General features: G+C 58.0%; 14 protein-coding genes and 1 pseudogene. 5 read left to right on the plus strand and 10 right to left on the minus strand.

Features of this window, described 5'->3' with window-relative positions:
• Positions 1-4: 4 nt before the first annotated feature.
• Entirely contained in the window at positions 5-2,770 is a 2,766-nt protein-coding gene (gene mdeB / locus LSG25_RS10110) for an alpha-ketoglutarate dehydrogenase (protein WP_232740818.1), read from the minus strand.
• Positions 2,771-2,900: 130 nt separating this feature from the next.
• Between mdeB and LSG25_RS10115 the strand changes: the two genes are divergently transcribed.
• Positions 2,901-3,383 carry an Lrp/AsnC family transcriptional regulator gene (locus tag LSG25_RS10115; RefSeq protein WP_232740819.1) on the plus strand — a complete coding sequence of 161 codons (483 nt, stop codon included), beginning with the start codon at positions 2,901-2,903 and terminating at the stop codon, positions 3,381-3,383.
• Here LSG25_RS10115 and LSG25_RS10120 read toward each other — a convergent pair.
• The 7 genes and pseudogenes from LSG25_RS10120 to LSG25_RS10150 all read right to left on the minus strand — a co-directional run bounded on the left by LSG25_RS10120 (position 3,348) and on the right by LSG25_RS10150 (position 9,603).
• On the minus strand, positions 3,348-3,593 hold the full coding sequence (locus LSG25_RS10120) for a helix-turn-helix domain-containing protein (RefSeq protein ID WP_232740820.1): 246 nt from the start codon (positions 3,591-3,593) through the stop codon (positions 3,348-3,350). The genes LSG25_RS10115 and LSG25_RS10120 overlap by 36 nt on opposite strands.
• Positions 3,590-3,766: pseudogene (locus LSG25_RS10125) on the minus strand (type II toxin-antitoxin system RelE/ParE family toxin); the annotation flags it as partial. The pseudogene LSG25_RS10125 and the gene LSG25_RS10120, both read right to left, overlap by 4 nt.
• A gap of 155 nt (positions 3,767-3,921) precedes the next feature.
• Entirely contained in the window at positions 3,922-5,751 is a 1,830-nt protein-coding gene (locus LSG25_RS10130) for a TRAP transporter large permease subunit (RefSeq protein WP_232740821.1), read from the minus strand.
• 60 nt (positions 5,752-5,811) lie between these two features.
• The gene (locus LSG25_RS10135; protein WP_232740822.1) at positions 5,812-6,828 is read right to left on the minus strand and encodes a TRAP transporter substrate-binding protein; all 1,017 of its coding nucleotides are present in this window, start codon (positions 6,826-6,828) and stop codon (positions 5,812-5,814) included.
• Positions 6,829-6,960: 132 nt separating this feature from the next.
• Positions 6,961-7,959: a transketolase family protein gene (locus tag LSG25_RS10140; protein WP_232740823.1), complete on the minus strand. Its 999-nt coding sequence runs from the start codon at positions 7,957-7,959 to the stop codon at positions 6,961-6,963.
• Positions 7,956-8,831: a transketolase gene (locus LSG25_RS10145; RefSeq protein WP_232740824.1), complete on the minus strand. Its 876-nt coding sequence runs from the start codon at positions 8,829-8,831 to the stop codon at positions 7,956-7,958. The genes LSG25_RS10140 and LSG25_RS10145 overlap by 4 nt, the downstream gene beginning before the upstream one ends.
• 19 nt (positions 8,832-8,850) lie before the next feature.
• Positions 8,851-9,603, minus strand: a complete 753-nt coding sequence (locus LSG25_RS10150; protein ID WP_232740825.1) for an SDR family NAD(P)-dependent oxidoreductase — start codon at positions 9,601-9,603, stop codon at positions 8,851-8,853.
• A gap of 157 nt (positions 9,604-9,760) precedes the next feature.
• Between LSG25_RS10150 and LSG25_RS10155 the strand changes: the two genes are divergently transcribed.
• Entirely contained in the window at positions 9,761-10,645 is an 885-nt protein-coding gene (locus LSG25_RS10155) for a LysR substrate-binding domain-containing protein (RefSeq protein WP_232740826.1), read from the plus strand.
• Positions 10,646-10,915: 270 nt separating this feature from the next.
• Positions 10,916-12,313 (plus strand): MFS transporter, encoded by a 1,398-nt coding sequence (locus LSG25_RS10160; protein ID WP_232740827.1) that lies wholly within the window; start codon positions 10,916-10,918, stop codon positions 12,311-12,313.
• Positions 12,314-12,318: 5 nt separating this feature from the next.
• Here LSG25_RS10160 and LSG25_RS10165 read toward each other — a convergent pair whose 3' ends face one another.
• Positions 12,319-13,245 (minus strand): GGDEF domain-containing protein, encoded by a 927-nt coding sequence (locus LSG25_RS10165; RefSeq protein ID WP_232740828.1) that lies wholly within the window; start codon positions 13,243-13,245, stop codon positions 12,319-12,321.
• Positions 13,246-13,450: 205 nt separating this feature from the next.
• Positions 13,451-14,356, minus strand: a complete 906-nt coding sequence (locus LSG25_RS10170) for a LysR family transcriptional regulator (protein ID WP_232740829.1) — start codon at positions 14,354-14,356, stop codon at positions 13,451-13,453.
• A 114-nt stretch (positions 14,357-14,470) separates the two neighbouring features.
• On the opposite strand from LSG25_RS10170, the gene LSG25_RS10175 reads away from it, so the two are divergent.
• Positions 14,471-15,577 carry a TauD/TfdA family dioxygenase gene (locus LSG25_RS10175; RefSeq protein ID WP_232740830.1) on the plus strand — a complete coding sequence of 369 codons (1,107 nt, stop codon included), beginning with the start codon at positions 14,471-14,473 and terminating at the stop codon, positions 15,575-15,577.
• Between the two features lie 78 nt (positions 15,578-15,655).
• Positions 15,656-16,714 (plus strand): tripartite tricarboxylate transporter substrate binding protein, encoded by a 1,059-nt coding sequence (locus LSG25_RS10180; protein WP_232740831.1) that lies wholly within the window; start codon positions 15,656-15,658, stop codon positions 16,712-16,714.

Raw genomic sequence — 16,714 nt, forward strand, 5'->3', positions numbered from 1 at the left:
TCTGTCAGTCAATCTGCCGCGCCTGACCATCCCCGCATACATGCGCACACCTCAAAGCATACAGCGCCGCATTCACGATAGCTGTTGCATCCACTTCGAAAAAATGGCGCAGTTCAGCACGCGTGTCGCTGCGGCCGAAACCATCGGTACCTAGGGTAATGTACCGACGTTCTGGTGGAACAAAAGCACGGATCGATTCGGGGACCATGCGCACATAATCGCTTGCCGCAACGATGGGACCTGCAGTTTGGCTAAGTTGCGTTGCTATAAAAGGCTGGGACACTATGTGCCCTTGCCGCCCTTCGGCTTCGCACTGCTGTCCGTCGCGTGCCAGTTCACTCCAGCTTGTGATACTAAGCACATCACTGGCAATTCCATGTTGTGCAAGCTGCTGGGCCGCCATGATCACCTCGCGAAGAATGGCGCCCGAACCCAACAAGGTAACTCGTTTATCCTCTTTCATTGATCTGTTTGCGGAATTATGGGCAGACTTATCAGCCTCTTCAACTATAGACTCATTCACAGTTTCATTAGCACTGGAAATTGCGGCGTAGCTTTCAAAGATATAGCCCCCACGAATAATGTCGGCACGAGCACTTTCAAGCAAGCTTGGCTGGGCATAGTTTTCGTTCATCACCGTGATGTAGTAGAAAACATCCTTTTGTTGGACGACCATTTCCTGTATGCCTTGATCGACAATAACAGCCAATTCCCCGGCAAACGCCGGATCATATGATTTGCAGTTCGGAATCGCTGCTGCAAGGACATGGCTGGTGCCATCCTGATGCTGCAGGCCCTCGCCACCGAGTGTGGTGCGCCCGGAGGTGGCTCCGATCAGGAAGCCGCGCGGGCGTTGGTCGGCCGCTGCCCAAATCAGATCGCCAACACGCTGAAAGCCAAACATCGAATAATAAATGTAAAACGGCAGCATAGCCGTTCCATGTACGCTATAGCTGGTGCCGGCAGCCATCCAACTCGAAACTGCACCCGCCTCGCTGATGCCTTCTTCCAGAATCTGCCCATCGAGTGCCTCTCGATAGCTCAGTATGGAACCGATATCCTCAGGTTCGTAGCGTTGCCCAACACTGGAATAAATACCGACCTGCCGGAAAAGATTGGCCATGCCAAAGGTTCGCGCTTCGTCGGCCACGATCGGCACGATACGCGGACCCAGCTCTTTGTCTTTAAGCAGGCCGCCAAGCATACGCACAAGGGCCATCGTCGTAGACATTTCCTTTCCATCAGCGTTGACCGCAAACTGACCATATACGGATAACATGGGCGCTGCCAGTGATGCCGCCGACGTTTGCCGGGCAGGAAGATAGCCGCCTAACTCGCTGCGCCGCGCATACAGGTACTGCATCTCGGCGCTATCTTGGGCAGGCTTATAAAAATCCAGCCGACGCACCTGTTCGTCTGTCACAGGCAAACCAAAGCGATTACGAAACTCAATCAGATCGGTTTCGCCCAGTTTTTTATGAGAATGCGTCGTCATGCGGCCCTGGCCGGCACTACCCATGCCATAGCCCTTTTTGGTATGCGCCAAGATGACCGTGGGTTGACCAGCATGGCTTGCCGCTGCTGCATAGGCGGCGTAAATCTTGACCAAATCGTGACCTCCGCGGCGCAAACGGTCGATCTGCTCGTCGGTCATGCCTTGTACCAACCGTGAAAGCTCTGGGTTCTGACCAAAAAAAGAGGCCCTGTTGTACTGACCGTCCTTGGCCGCAAAGGTCTGCATTTGGCCATCCACCGTATCAGCGAACGCACGCGCCAGTGCGCCAGTCAGATCACGAGCGAACAAGCCGTCCCAATCGCTACCCCATAGCAATTTGATAACGTTCCAGCCGGCGCCCGAGAAGAGTTGTTCCAACTCATCGATAATCCGACCGTTACCCCTTACCGGGCCGTCGAGACGCTGCAAATTGCAGTTCACGACCCACACCAGATTATCCAGGCCCTCGCGCGACGCCAGCGTCAGCGCGCTCGTGGATTCCGGCTCGTCCATTTCTCCATCGCCAAATACACCCCATACTTTGCGGCCACTGCAATCAAGTATCTGACGATGAGTCAAATAGCGCATAAACCGCGCATGATAAATCGAACTGATTGGGCCAATTCCCATGGAGCCTGTCGGAAATTGCCAAAAATCGGGCATAAGATAAGGATGCGGATAACTGGACAGGCCACGCGCACCTGAACGTGGTGCGCTTAGCTCCTGGCGAAAGTGCGCCAGATCGTCTTCGCTTAGACGCCCCTCAAGAAAAGCTCGCGCATAAACGCCCGGGGCACTGTGCGGCTGGAAGAAAACAAGATCACCACCGTGGCTCTTTACACCATTGCTACGCGCATGAAAAAAATGATTGAACCCGACTTCAAACAAGTCCGCTGCGCTGGCGTAGCTGGCAATATGGCCGCCCAACTCACCATAAGCAGCGTTGGCCCGCACTACCATGATCAGGGCATTCCAGCGCATGATCGCACCCAGTTTCTCTTCAATCGCCAACTCACCGGGAAAGGTCGGTTGCTGGTCAACGGCAATAGTATTGATATAAGGAGTACTCGTTTTGGGCTTCCACGGAATATTCCTGACGTGGGCCAAACGGCACAATTCGTCCAGCATGAAGACAGCACGTTGTACGCCATTTGTTGCAACCAGCGAATCAAACGCATCGCGCCACTCCGCTGTTTCTTCCGGATCAATATCGTACGTTAGTTGGCCCAAGGCGCTTGCCTTTAATAAGGGCTGTGTGGGAATTGGAAAGTTCATGACAAATCCATAGCTGCTTATTTCATTCAAGTTCTATTTTGGCCTAATCCCCGAAGAATTAGATTTCGAAAACACTTATTATTCTGATAAAGTCAGTATAAAATATTGAAAATTACTAAAAATAAGGTCAATGAAACTCGATACGATTGATTTACGAATTCTGCAAGAGTTGCAAAATGACGGTTCGCTAAGCAATGTGACGCTGGCAAAACGAGTGCACTTGTCGCCTTCACCTTGCCTAGTTCGCGTCAAAGCGCTTGAATCATCGGGCGTCATCGCGCGTTATGTGGCGTTGGCTAACCCGGCCGCCTTGGGACTGGACTTAAATGTATTTATTTCGATCAGCCTAAAGTCACAAGAAAAGCAGGCACTGGCCAATTTCGAACAGCGTATCGTGGAACACGACGAAGTCATGGAGTGCTACCTAATGACTGGAGACTCCGATTATCTGATCCGGGTTGCAGTGGCGAATATAGGCGCACTGGAACATTTCATTCTTGAACAGCTGACGTCAATTCCTGGAATAGAGAAAATTCGTTCCAGTTTCGCACTTAAGCAGGTATCGTATAAAACCGCATTACCTTTGCCGCGCCAAACCATCAAGCATCTTTGATTCGCTGATGCCGCAAAACTGGCCACGCAACATCTTGGACAATTTGGGCTGTGTCATTCCTAGCACTTCGGCCGCCTGCCGTTGGCCCCACTTCCGGTTTTTGATGATTTCGCCAATTTTGGTTGCCGGTTGCGCCTTCACGATCATTTCGTTAGCGTCCGCCCTGCCTAGGTCGGGCATAGACATTGCCAGTACTTCTTTCAATTTCAATCATTTTCCTTTACTCCTCGAGCATGCGCTTGCGCCGTCTTTAATCTGTCTCGGATAATATTCATATCCGGCTTGGCGGTTGCTATACCCTTGGTTGATTTTTTCTGAAAGCAATGCAGCACATAAACAGCATTGCCAAATTTCACGGTATAGGCAGCATGAAAGGTACCGCCGCAATGAACTGAGGTGGATCTTCGCCCGCTTCTATAAAGCCGGCATCAAGCACTCAGGACGGCCAAAGCCTACGACATTCTGCAAAAAGCCGTTCACGCCAACCGAGGTTTAAGTGCCAAGACACGGCACGCTATCGCGCCGGGAGCCGGCGGTATCAGGGCACCAGTGCTATAGCCATCAGTCCCGCGACGAGAGCGGCAAGATACCCCCATATCTTGACCAATCCCTTGTTCGGATCGATCTCGGTGATGATGCCCGTGGCGTAGTAGCCCAGACCAACAGGCGGGGCGAACAGGCCTATCCCCATGGCAAGGACCACGACGATTCCATAGCGCACGTCGCTGATCGCCAGAGTGCGGGCAATGGGAAACAGGATGGGCCCGAACAGGACCAGGATCGGGATGCCCTCGAGGAAACTGCCAAGCACGATCATCAAGAAGATCGATCCCAGTATGAAGCCGACCTGGCCTCCGGGCAGCGCCAGCATGAGATGGGTGATGTCTTCGGCGAAACCCGATTGTGTCAATGTCCAACTCATCGCCGTGGCCACGGCAATGATGAACATGATGGCGCCCGACAGCCCGACAGACTTGGATAGCGCAGCGTACAGCGCCGACAGCCGGAAGCCGCCGTAAAAGACCAGGCCCAGCAAGATGGCGTAGACCGTGCCTATGGTTGCGATCTCAGTCGCAGTCGCAATGCCGTCGATGACGCAGAAACGGATCACGAACGGCAAGGCAAGCGCAGGCAAGCCGTAGAGGAAGCTGCGCAGGACCTGGCGCGCCGCCGGCCGCGCGCCGGCCACGGTGTGGCCACCGGCCCAGAAGCGCGCGAGCACAGCGAGAATTACAGCGAGGACGATCGCCGGCATCAGCCCGGCCTCGAACAGGGCGGTGATGGATGTGCCGGTAACGGCGCCGATGATGATCAGCACGATCGAGGGCGGGATGGTTTCCGCCATTGCGCCGCAACTCGCCGTCACTGCGAGAATATGCCCCTCGTCGATCTTGTGGCGTTTCATCTCGGGTACGACGATGGGCGCCACGGCGGCCAGATCGGCTGTCTTGGCGCCGGAAATGCCCGACACCAGGAGAATGCCGCCTATCAACACATAGAACAGGCCGCCCTTGACCTGACCGAAGATGTCGGAAAGAAAACGCATCATCGCCGGGGCAAGGCGGGTGACGGTCAACAGGCCGCCCAGCAACACGAACAGTGGCACAGCAAGGAGGATGATCGAACTCGTGCCCTGCTCCACCTGGCTTGCCATCACGCCTAGCGGCGCGCTGCCGGTGACCAACAGGTAGAAGATGCTGGAAAACCCGAAGGCGAAAGCAATCGGCACACCGGCGAGCACGGCGCCAAACAGTAAAATCACGAAAACAAAGACGACTTCCGGCAACGTGTATTCACTGAGTGCCAGACCGATGAGAAACGCGGCGCCGACCACCACGAGGGCGCCAATCCCACCGCGCAGTATATCGGCACGGGGACGGGCAAGCAGACTGCAAACCAGGTAGGCCGCCATCAAAATGAAGCCGACAACGAGACCCGCCGCCTCCCAGGCGCTGGAAATTCCAAGTTGCGACAGCGAAGACAGTTGTTCAATTTGCAGGAATCGCAGGCTCGGCTCGATCATCGCCAGCACGGCAAGCATTTGCACCAGGTCGGCGGCAGCCCCGAGCCAGCCCTGCCACGACGGCGACAGCCGATGGGTGAATGCGGTCATCCGCATGTGTTGATCGTCGCGCACGGCGACCACCGCGCCCACCATGGTCAGCCAGACGAAGATAAACCGCGCGAATTCGGTCGACCAGATCAGCGGGTGAACGAAGACAGTCCGCGCGACAATGCCGGCAAACAAGACCAGAACCTCGCTGGCGAGCAGCGCAACGCCGACCGCATCCAGGCTGGCATCGGCGAAAGCGCGCCACGACCAGCCGTCAGTGCAGGTTTCGAATTCCGCCACATCGGTTTTCACCATTCTTGCCCCCTCCGGACAACAATGACGGATGCCCAACCGGCACCCGCCCGCCACACAAGATTATTCGAGCGAGCCCGACGTTTTTTCGAGCAGTGACCACGCCGTGTCGCCGAACTTCTTTTTCCAATGGGGGTAATAGTCTGTCTTGATCAGGGCATCGCGGAAGGCGCTCTTGTGGACATCGACGATCTTCATGCCCTTGGTGGCCAGCTTGCCTTTCAGCGAGTCGCTCAAACGTGCAATGTCCGCGCGCTCGCCGCGGCCCGCATCGGAAAACGCCTCGCTGACGATATCCTGCCACTTTTTGGGCAGGCGCATGAAAGCCGGCTTGTTGCTGATGATCAGGTAGCCGTCCCAGGCATGCTGGGTCATGCTGAGATACTTCTGCACATCGTAGAGTTTGGCGGTGTAGATGATCGGCAGCGGGTTTTCCTGACCATCCACCACGTGATTTTCCAGCGAGGTATAGACCTCGCTGAAATCCATGGAAGTCGGCGCGGCTCCGAAGGCCGCGAACAGGGAGGACAGGATGGGCGCGTCAGGCACGCGGATCTTCATGTTGTGCAGGTCCGCCGGCAGGGTCACCGGCTTCGTGCCCGAAGTGACGTTGCGAAAGCCGTTCTCCCAGGACACGCCGATCTGATGCATATCGTGCTGACTGATTTCCTGGGCGATGTGGCTGCCGAGCGCGCCATCGACCGCCGACCAGACGGCCTTGGGATCGAGGAAGGCATAGCCGATATTGACGATGCCGGCGGCGGGAATCGTGTTCGCCAGAACCGAACTCGCCATATTCATGATCTGGATGCCGCCCAGGCGCGTCTGCGCGATAAGTTGTTTGTCGGTACCGAGCTGCGCAGCGGGGTAGAGTTTGATGTCGAGCCCGCCATCGGTCTCCTTCCTGATCCGGGCAATCGCTTCCGCGGCCCGGACATTCACCGGATGCGTCGGCTCCTGGCCCGTGGCCATTTTCCAGCGGAACTGCGCCGCATCGCTGCGGCCTGGCAACAGGCCAAACGCGGCGGTGGCGGCGAGGCCTTTCAACAACGCGCGGCGGCTGATATTGGATGAGTTCATGTCCAGTGTCTCCTTTCTTTTATGTAACGCGGTTTCAGGGCTTGCGATTGGCGCCCTGTTCAGTCAGCTATTCTCCGGTACGCTTCCACGCAACCCCTCCCACGTTGCAGTCATCCTGTTTCCCATCGAGGTTCAGAGCCATTCCTTGATCCGGCGGACCACGGCTTCGGTGGAGATGCCGTAGCGATCGTGCAAAGTCGGCAATGCGCCCGCATCCAGGAAGGCATCCGGCAATGCAATCTGCCGGAACACAGGCGACACGCCCGAACGCAGCAACAGACTCGCCACCGCCTCTCCGAGACCGCCCACGACCGAGTGGTTCTCGGCCACGATCACCATGCGCCCCTCGCGTGCCGCTTCGCGCAGGATTATTTCCTCGTCGAGAGGCTTGATCGTCGGAAGATGCAGCACCGCCACGTCCACGCTGTCGCCAGCCAGTTTCTTTGCCGCCTCGAGCGCCCGCATTGTCATGAGGCCGCTGGACATGACCAGAACGTCCCGGCCATCCCGGATCAGCTTGCCCTTCCCCAACTCGAACTGATAGTCGTATTCATCCAGCACCAGGGGAACCTGGCCTCGCAGCAGCCGCATGTATACCGGCCCCTCATGCGCCGCGATCGCCGGCACGGCCTGTTCGATGTCCAGCGCATCGCACGGATCGACGATGGTGAGCCCCGGCACACCGCGCAATATGGAAATGTCTTCCGTCGCCTGGTGACTGGGGCCGTAGCCTGTGGTCAGCCCGGGCAATGCACAGCAGATCTTGACGTTCAGGTGCTCCTCGGCAATGACCTGATGAATGAAATCGTAGGCCCGCCGCGTGGCGAACACCGCATAGGTGGTGGCAAACGGAACGAATCCTTCTTTTGCCATGCCCCCCGCCGCCGCCATGAGCAGTTGCTCGGCCATGCCCATCTGAAAGAACCGTTCCGGATGGGCCTTGTGGAATATGTGAAGATCGGTGTATTTGGACAGGTCCGCCGTCATGCCCACGATGTCGGCGCGCTGTTCGGCCAATTCCGCCAGGGCGTGGCCGAACGGCGCCGTCTTGGTGCGTTGTCCTTCGCTCGCGATGGATGCAATCATCGCCGATGTCGTAAGGCGCGGTTTCTTGGCAATCGTCTGGTTCATTTTCCGGCTCCATCGCGTTGCGTCGCATCCAGGACATCGATCGCCTGCCGCCATTCGGGCGGCTCGACCTTGATGAAATGGTTTCTTTCACGTCGTTCGAGAAAATCAACGCCTTTGCCAATCAGTGTGTCGAACAGAATCACACGAGGTGCGTCTCCATCATGAGCACGCGCGCTGTCGAACGCTTCGAGCACCGCGGCGATATCGTTGCCGTCGACACGCTGGACGAACCAGCCGAACGCGTTCCACTTGTCGGCCAGCGGTTCGAAACTCAGAATGTCGTGCGATCTTCCATCGGCCTGCTGGTTGTTGATATCCACCAGCGCAATCAGATGCGCCAGCCGGTGTTGATGGGCCGACATGGCCGCTTCCCAAGTGGCGCCCTCGTCGAGTTCACCATCCGACATCGAGACGTACACCCAGGCGGGATTTTTTTTCTGGCGCAGGCCCAGCGCCATGCCAACACCTATGGCCAGGCCCTGCCCGAGTGATCCGCCGGATATTTCCATGCCAGGGGTGTAGCTTGCCATGCCCGACATGGGCAGGCGGCTGTCATCGCTGCCATAGGTGTCCAGTTCGTCTTGCGGGATGACCCCCGCTTCGATCAACGCCGCATAGTGCGCAATAGCGTAATGACCATGGGAAAGCAGGAAGCGGTCGCGCCCTTCCCATTCCGGATCGTCAGGGTGCAAGTTGAGCGCATGACGGTATGCCACCGCAAATACATCAGCGATGCCCAAGGCCTGGCCGATATAGCCCTGCCCCTGGACCTCGCCCATTCGCAGCGCGTAGCGGCGGATACGGTAGGCGCTTTCGGCGAGTCGGCACAATTCGTCTGCGGCACGCGGTTCCACTATGGTGTGTGCATTCATTTTTTCCCTCGCCCGTAAATCAGTGAATCAACATGCCGCCGTTCACATCGATGACCGCCCCCGTAATGTAGGAAGACAGGTCCGATGCCAGGAACAAGTAAACGTTGGCCACGTCCCGGGCTTCCCCCAGACGGTTCAGCGGTATGCCCTTCAGGATATCGGTCCGCATCGTCTCGGTCAGCTTGCCGCCGGTGATGTCGGTCTGGATCAACCCCGGGGTGACGCAGTTGACCCGGATATTGTCCGGCCCCAGTTCGCGTGCCATGGCCTTGGCCAGGCCCAGTACGCCCGCTTTTGCCGCTGAATAATGCGGTCCCCCGAAAATGCCGCCACCTCGCTGGGCCGACACCGACGACATGCAGGCAATCGAGCCGGATTTCCGGGCGCGCATGTGGGGAATCACCGCCTGGCTCAGATACAGGACGCCTCCCAGATTCACGTCCAGGACTCGTCTCCAGCTGTCCGGATCGATTTCCATGGTCTTGAGCGGCTGGGTGATGCCGGCATTGTTGATCAGCACGTCAATACGCCCATACCGGTCGATGATCGCCGCGGCGGCCCTCTCGCACGCATCCCTGTCGGCCACGTCGCAGGCCAGCCCGATGTGGTCGCCGGCCTCAAGGGTCGTGGCCGCCTGCGACGCGGAAGTTGCATCCAGATCAAGAATCGCCACGGTGGCGCCATGAGACGCGAGCAATCTGGCCGTCGCCAGACCTATTCCCCGGTCGCTGGCGGCTCCCGATATGGCTATGACCTTGTCCTTCAAAAGCATGTGCTGTCTCCTGGAAATTCTTGAAAGAATTGGATCGGATGAACGAAACGGCAAAACACCGGATGAGTGAAATGGTAGACGGCAAAAATTCGCTGGACAAACGGTAAGTTTGCAATAAATAATGAATTTGATTCATGAATGAGAGTCGCTGACCGTCGTGTTCAAAAACATTCCGCTATCCATGCTGCGCGCTTTCGAAGCATCCGGGCGCACCGGCTCCTTCCGCAACGCGGCCGAAGAACTCTGCCTGTCCCCCAGTGCCGTCAGCCATGCCATCCGGAACCTCGAAGAACATCTGGGCACCCGGCTTTTCCTGCGAAGCACGCGGAGAATCCAGCTCACGCCAGAGGGTGAGGCACTGTTCACCCACATCAGGCGGGGCTTCGACGACCTCCGCCACGGCATGGAGCTGGTCTCGGCGCGCGGGCCGACCGTGTTGCGCCTGCATTCCGCCCCCAGCTTCGCGGCGCAATGGCTGGTCCCGAGGCTGGCCCGCTTCTTCACCGACCACCCCCGGATCGACTTGCGGCTAGCCGCCAACACCGACTATGCCCGGTTCGAAGCCGACGAGTTCGACCTGGACATCATTTATGGCGAGCCCAAAGCAGCCGGTATTGTCGTTGTCCCATTGGGCGACGAATTGCTCACACCGCTGTGCGCTCCCGGGATGGCGGCGCGCATCAAATCGCCGAAAGACCTGATTGGACTGCAATTGATCCAAAGCGAGTCGAAGCAGATCCGCTGGCCGGCCTGGCTTGAGGCGAACGGGCTGCCGGTCGACGCACCGCAGGGAGCCCGCTTTGACCGCAGCTTCCTGGCCATTGCCGCCGCGGCTGACGGCCTGGGTGTGGCGCTGGAATCAACGCGGCTGGCCGAGCGGGAACTGAACAGCGGGCGGCTCGTGCGCCCGCTTGCCGGGAAAGAATGCGAAATCCGTTACAACGGGCACTACCTGGCCTATTCCAGCGCCGCGCATCAACGGCAGACTATTGGCGTGTTCCGGGAGTGGCTGCTCGCCGAACTGGCTTCCGACACGACGTAACAACGCAGGCTCACATCCCCCACGCGTACAGCGCAATGATGCGGTCATCGAGCCCGGCGAAGTGGCGACTCATCTCCGCGCCCAGCAATATTCGGACAAAGACTTTTCACGCTAAAATCCCGACGGCCAGGTGCCCAGATGCGACAGCCGGGTAGAGGCTAGCGGAACAACGGCAAGCCTGTACCTGGCCCGGCCGGACTGTAGAGCACCTCTTACAGGACGTCGAAAGTGCGAAACATACGCGATGAGAGTGCCCAGCAGGATGCCTGTATGGCCAACGGTTCTTCGGGCCCGGCCAGGGAAACCCGGCCCGTTCGTCGCGGAGCGGTGTTTACCATCGTCTCCCTGGCACTATTGATGATGTCAGTCGACTCGACGATCGTCGCGACCGCCCTGCACTCCTTGCAAGTCGGGCTGGGAACGTCGATCAACTGGGCCGGGTGGACCATCACGGCGTACTCGTTCGGCTTCGTGCTGATGCTGCCGATCAGCGGCAGGCTCAGCGATCGATACGGCCGCCGCAAGGTGTTCCTCGGCTCGGTCGTCGCATTCACTGTGGCATCGCTATGCTGCGGGCTGGCCGACAATATCTTTGCGCTCATCGCCTTGCGCGCGGTGCAGGCGGCAGGCGGAGCGGGCTTCACGCCGTCGGCAACCGGGATTGTCGTCGATTATTTCGGCGATGAGCGCGATCGCGCGGTCAGCCTGTTCGGCAGCATCTTTCCCATCGGTGCGACGATCGGCCCCATATTCGGCGGGCTGTTCGTGTCGTACTGGAGCTGGCGGGGCGTGTTCTTCGTCAATGTACCTATCGGGATTGCAATCATTGTGCTGGCGCTGCGCTATATACCGCACGACCCGCCGAGGGCGAAACAGGCCCGCTCCAAGCTGGATCTTGCCGGCATAGCCCTGCTCGGCGGTGGCGTGCTCGCAGGCATGCTGGCAGCCAGCCACCTGGGTGAAAAAGCGCAGCTGTGGTCATTCGCGTTTGCCGTACCCTCGGTCATCGCGGTCGCCGCGCTGTGGCTGTTCTTCCGCCATATCCAGCGCTGCGCGCACCCGTTCATCGCCCCGCGCCTGATCCACGGGCTCGGTTTCGGTTCGGTCAACCTCGTCAACATGATTTATGGCGGCGTCACGGCCGGGGCAGTGGCGCTCGTGCCGCTGTACGCCACCAACCGCTACGGTATCGACGCGCTCGGCTCGGGTACTCTGCTGGTGGCGCAGGGAGTCGCCGCCATCGCGCTATCCACCATCAGTGCTCTGGCGCTGCGGCGAACGGGCTACAGGCTGCCGATGTACGTCGGCGGCATTGCCATCGGTATCGGGATGCTGCTGCTCGCAGCCAAGCCACTCGTCAATATTTCACCGTACGCCTGGCTGGCATGTTCGGCATTCCTCATAGGCGCCGGCGGTGGAATGCTCAACCCCGCCAGCCGTAACGCGGGACTGCAACTGGCGCCCGAACATTCCTCGACCCTCGCCGCACTGCGTACCTTGTTCCGCCAGATCGGATCCATCGTCACAATCTCGATGGCCACGGCGATCCTCGCCAATTCCCATGCCGCCGGCAGCGCTCAGGCTTGGGTCTACGTCGCGGCGGCCCTGCTATGTGTCGTCGCCCTGCCGGTAATCGCTCGCGTACCGGAGTACCACGGCTCGTGGTAAGCAGCTCACCCCCCTGCCGCAACCTGAATAGAATTGCGGCCATGGGCCTTGGCTGCGTAAAGCGCCTGGTCCGCACGCGCCAGCAGCGAATGCATGGTGTCCCCTTGTGAGGCCTGCGTCACCCCGGCAGAAAAGGTATAGCTGAAATCTATCGAGGGGAACTGCAGATGGACCTGGATGGGGTTGTTATGCAAACGATTCAGGATGTCGAGGGCCGATTGCACAGGAACGCCAGGGCAAATGACCAGGAACTCTTCTCCGCCGATGCGGGCTATCGTATCGACGGCCCGAAGATTGGCACGGCAATTTTCGGCAAACCGGCACAAGGCGGCATCGCCCGCCTCATGCCCAAACCGGTCATTGATGCTCTTGAAAAAATCAAGATCGACCAGGGCAACACTCAGCAATTGCATCTGGGTCTGGGTACTGAGCAAGACACGCTTCAACAGTTCGAAAGCATAACGTCGATTGGGCAGCTTGGTCAGGTAATCGGTCTGCGACGCCTCAAGCGCCACATCCCGCGAAACCCGCAGCGAAGTCTCGACTTGCTTGAGCGCAGTAACATCGGCGCCTTCGCAAAGCGGCCAGCCATCCGGCAAGAGCGTTTCGGTTATCCATAGGCGCTTGCCGTCGAGCAGCTCGATCGGATAGGAGCAATGGCTCTGGGCGCGGCGCCTGGCCCGCGCACGGGTAATGTAGGTATCGATGGAACTTGCGCCAATATTCACCCCCACTCCGGCGGCATGATTCGACCTGACAATAGCAGAAAAAGAAACGTTGTCCGTGCTGTGCACAAAGGCCTTGCGAAAGGCATCATTCGCATACCACAGTGTGTCTTCGGGATCGTATAGCGCTATTAAAGTGCGACTGCCCTGAAACCCTTGAAGCAATCGTGCTCCGGCATTTTCATCCGGAATGCCTGCAGTGTTCAAATCATCTCCATCGTGCTTTTCTTTTCCAGAACTTATTGTTCTTAGGTATACGCCAAAACATGCGTTCTCTCGACAAGAGAATGTTCGATGAGTTTAAATTAAAAATTTATTGTAATTTGAGCGGGAAATTCAACATCCTGTCAACAACGGCCAAGACACCGCCACCCTCGCGCCTTGAAGGCCGCCCGGCAGGCCGCCGGCGGAATCATTTCACACTCTCGAAATGTTCCGCATCATCTTCCCAGTTGTCGTGCAGCAAAGCCTGCAAGGCTTCTTTGACCGCGGCAACCTTGCGGCTTTCGCCGTCGGCGCGACGAGTCACGAGCGAGAACTGCAGTTGCGGCGCATTGGGCAGGCGCAGCGTCCTGACCGGATACATCAATTGAATACCCGGATCCGCAATCTGCACCACCGAGATACCGACTCCGGCGCTCACCATGGCGACGATCGCGCGCACGCCGTCCAGTTCGATCGAGCTGCGCGCCTTTCGAACATGCTTGCCGACATAATGTGCGGCCAATCGCCCGGTTTCCGTTTTACGGTCGTAACGGATCCATTCGTATTTCCTGAACAAGGCGTTGAGCGAGGTTTCCTGGCTCTGCGGCGGAGTGACCAATACCAATTCGCGACGAAACAGTGGATGCCATGTCAGGCGCGATGCTCCGCCCGCTTCAGGCTGCGCCACGACTGCCGCGTCCGAATCTCCCGATTTCACCGCATCGGTCAGATCGGCGCTTTTCCCTCGGGTAGGAAGTACTCGCAAAAGCGGATAACGGTCTGCCAGATAACGCATGACGCCGGGCAGCAGCATAGGCTGCAGCGACTCAATCACTCCGAAACCGACATTGCCCTCGACCACAACCGCCGACTGGAGCCGTAAAGAATTCAGGCGCGCCAGAGCGGGTTTCATTGCTTCGGAAACCTCGTAGGCGACGCGCAGCGGCTTGACCCTCAGGCCGCTGCGGTCAAACAGTTGCTGTCCCAGATACGTTTCGAGCTGCTTCATCTGCATGCTGACTGCACTCGGCGTCACATTCGCTTCCCTTGCCGCCGCCGCCAGTGTGCCGTGGCGCAGCACGGCATCCAAAACCGCAAAGGCTTCCATTTTCATCAAAATTCCTTAACTAAAGTTTAAATAAATATCGATATTAATTGATGATTGATTCTTTTATCCTTCTGTCATGCCAGAACACATACCGATCCATTTCGTCAAGGAGACGATTGAATGAGCAAGTCCTTTCAGCCGCAAGCGTGGTTGGCGGCCGATTTAGACCAGAACAAGTCCTGGGTGCAACACCTGAGCGAAGAAGAGATCTCGGGCCTGGAGCGGGGGCTCGCGCATGCCAAAGGCTGCAACAAAGACCTGCTGTCCATGACCGCGGACGACTTCCCCATGGGAGAGGCCGCCGCGGCCGCGATGCAGCGTGCGTTCAAAGCCACGCAAGAACGCTGGGGCCTATGCCTGGTCAAAGGCTTCCCGGTGGATCGATGGAGCGAAGACGATGCCAAGCTCGTATTTTGGGGTGTCGGCCTCCACGTAGGCCTGGCTCGAACGCAAAACCGCGCAAGCGACATCATGACTGACGTGCGCGATGTGGGGGCAAGCTACAAAACGAAAAACGGCCGAGGATACAACACGAATGCGGGACTCGATTTCCATATGGATTCAGGCGATGTGGTCGCGCTGCTCACGCTGCAAACCGCCAAATCCGGAGGTGAAAGCAAGATCACCAGTTCCATCGCCCTGCGCGACGAGGTTGCGCGCCGCCGCCCCGATCTGATCGAAGTCCTGAAAAAAACGTTTTTCCATAGCTACCAGGGTACACAGGATTCCTCGCAACGCCCTTACTATCAATGCCCGATTCTCGGCAGTGATCCCGATTACTTTGCCTTGCGCGCCAATCGCAAAAATACAATGGCTGCCCAGGCGGACTTCGAGGATGTGCCACGCCTGAATCCCGAACAGCTCGAGGCTCTCGATTTGCTGGAAGAAATCCTGCCGGACCCGAAGTTCTGCTTTTCCATGTGGCTGGAACGCGGAGACATGCAATTGCTCAACAACTATGTAAACCTGCACTCCCGCACGAGCTTCGAAGACTACGAAGAGCTCTCCAGGAAACGGCATTTGTTGCGCCTGTGGCTGGCCTTGCCCATTTCACAACCCCTGCCACCCGAATGGAAAGAGTATTACGGCGACGTTCGCCCCGGGTCCGTGCGCGGCGGTGTGCGAGGCAGCGCCATTTCCAAAGCGTTCATCGATTATGAGGCTCGGCAAGCCCGGATTCTAGGCATGCCGCACGCCATCACATACCCGGCACTGGTTGCAGGCTGAGCAATCAGCGACCGGCACCACTATATGTAGACCTGGGCCATGCATCCCGGTCTCACCTTTTCCCAACAAGGAGACTCCATGAAACGCACTTCTTCTTTGCCTCTTGATTTTTGCCGTGGCTTGCAGACCGATTTGAAACCTCTGGGTAAAAAGCTGATTCACACAGTAATCATCTCTTCGCTGATGCTTTTCGGGGGAGCCGGATCCGCCGCGGCAGCGAGCGCCGGCGATGCCTCGAATCATTACCCCTCGAAACCTATTACGGTTGTTGTAGGCTACACGCCCGGCGGCGCCACCGACATCATTACCCGCCTTATCGCCAGCAAATTGGAACGGGTGCTGGGACAGCCCGTGATTGTCGAAAACCGGCCCGGTGCCGGGTCGAACATTGCCACCGACCGGGTGGTCAGGGCGCAGCCCGATGGCTACACTTTATTGGTGGAAACAATTGCCAATGCAACCAATATGTCGGTCTACAAAAACATGCATTACGACACGCGCAAAGACCTTGCGCCCATCGTTCAATTCATGGCCTCGCCCAGCGTGCTGGTTGTCAACCCATCCGTACCCGCAAAAACACTGAAGGAATTCATTGCCCTGGCCAAAGCCAAGCCGGGCAAGTTGACCTATGCGTCGTCTGGCGTGGGCGGCTCGCCGCACCTGGCCGGAGAAATGCTCAAGCTACGTGCGGGAATCAGCATGGTACACGTGCCCTACAAGGGTGCAACGCCGGCGCTGACCGACGTGATCGGCGGCACTGTGTCCTGCGGATTCATGACATCCCTGGGTGCGTTGCAGTACATGCAGAACGGCAAATTAAGGCCCATCGCCGTCGCCAGCCCCAAGCGTCTGTCCGAGCTGCCCAATGTTCCCACCATGGCGGAGGCGGGTTTGCCCAATTTCGACGTTCTTTCGTGGAATGGGCTTGCGGCACCGGCCGGCACGCCGGAACCCATTATTCAAAAGCTCAACAAAGAGGTCAACGAAATACTGAAAATGCCTGACGTGAAAAAACAGTTGGAAGCCCTGGGCGCGGAGCCTGTAGGCGGAACGTCTGCGCAATTCAGGGATTTTGTGAACGCGGAAATTGAAAAATGGGGCCTGGTCGTGAAAACAGCGGGAATTTCCCTGGATTAG

The sequence above is a fragment of the Paralcaligenes sp. KSB-10 genome, assembly GCF_021266465.1.
Lineage (GTDB): Bacteria > Pseudomonadota > Gammaproteobacteria > Burkholderiales > Burkholderiaceae_B.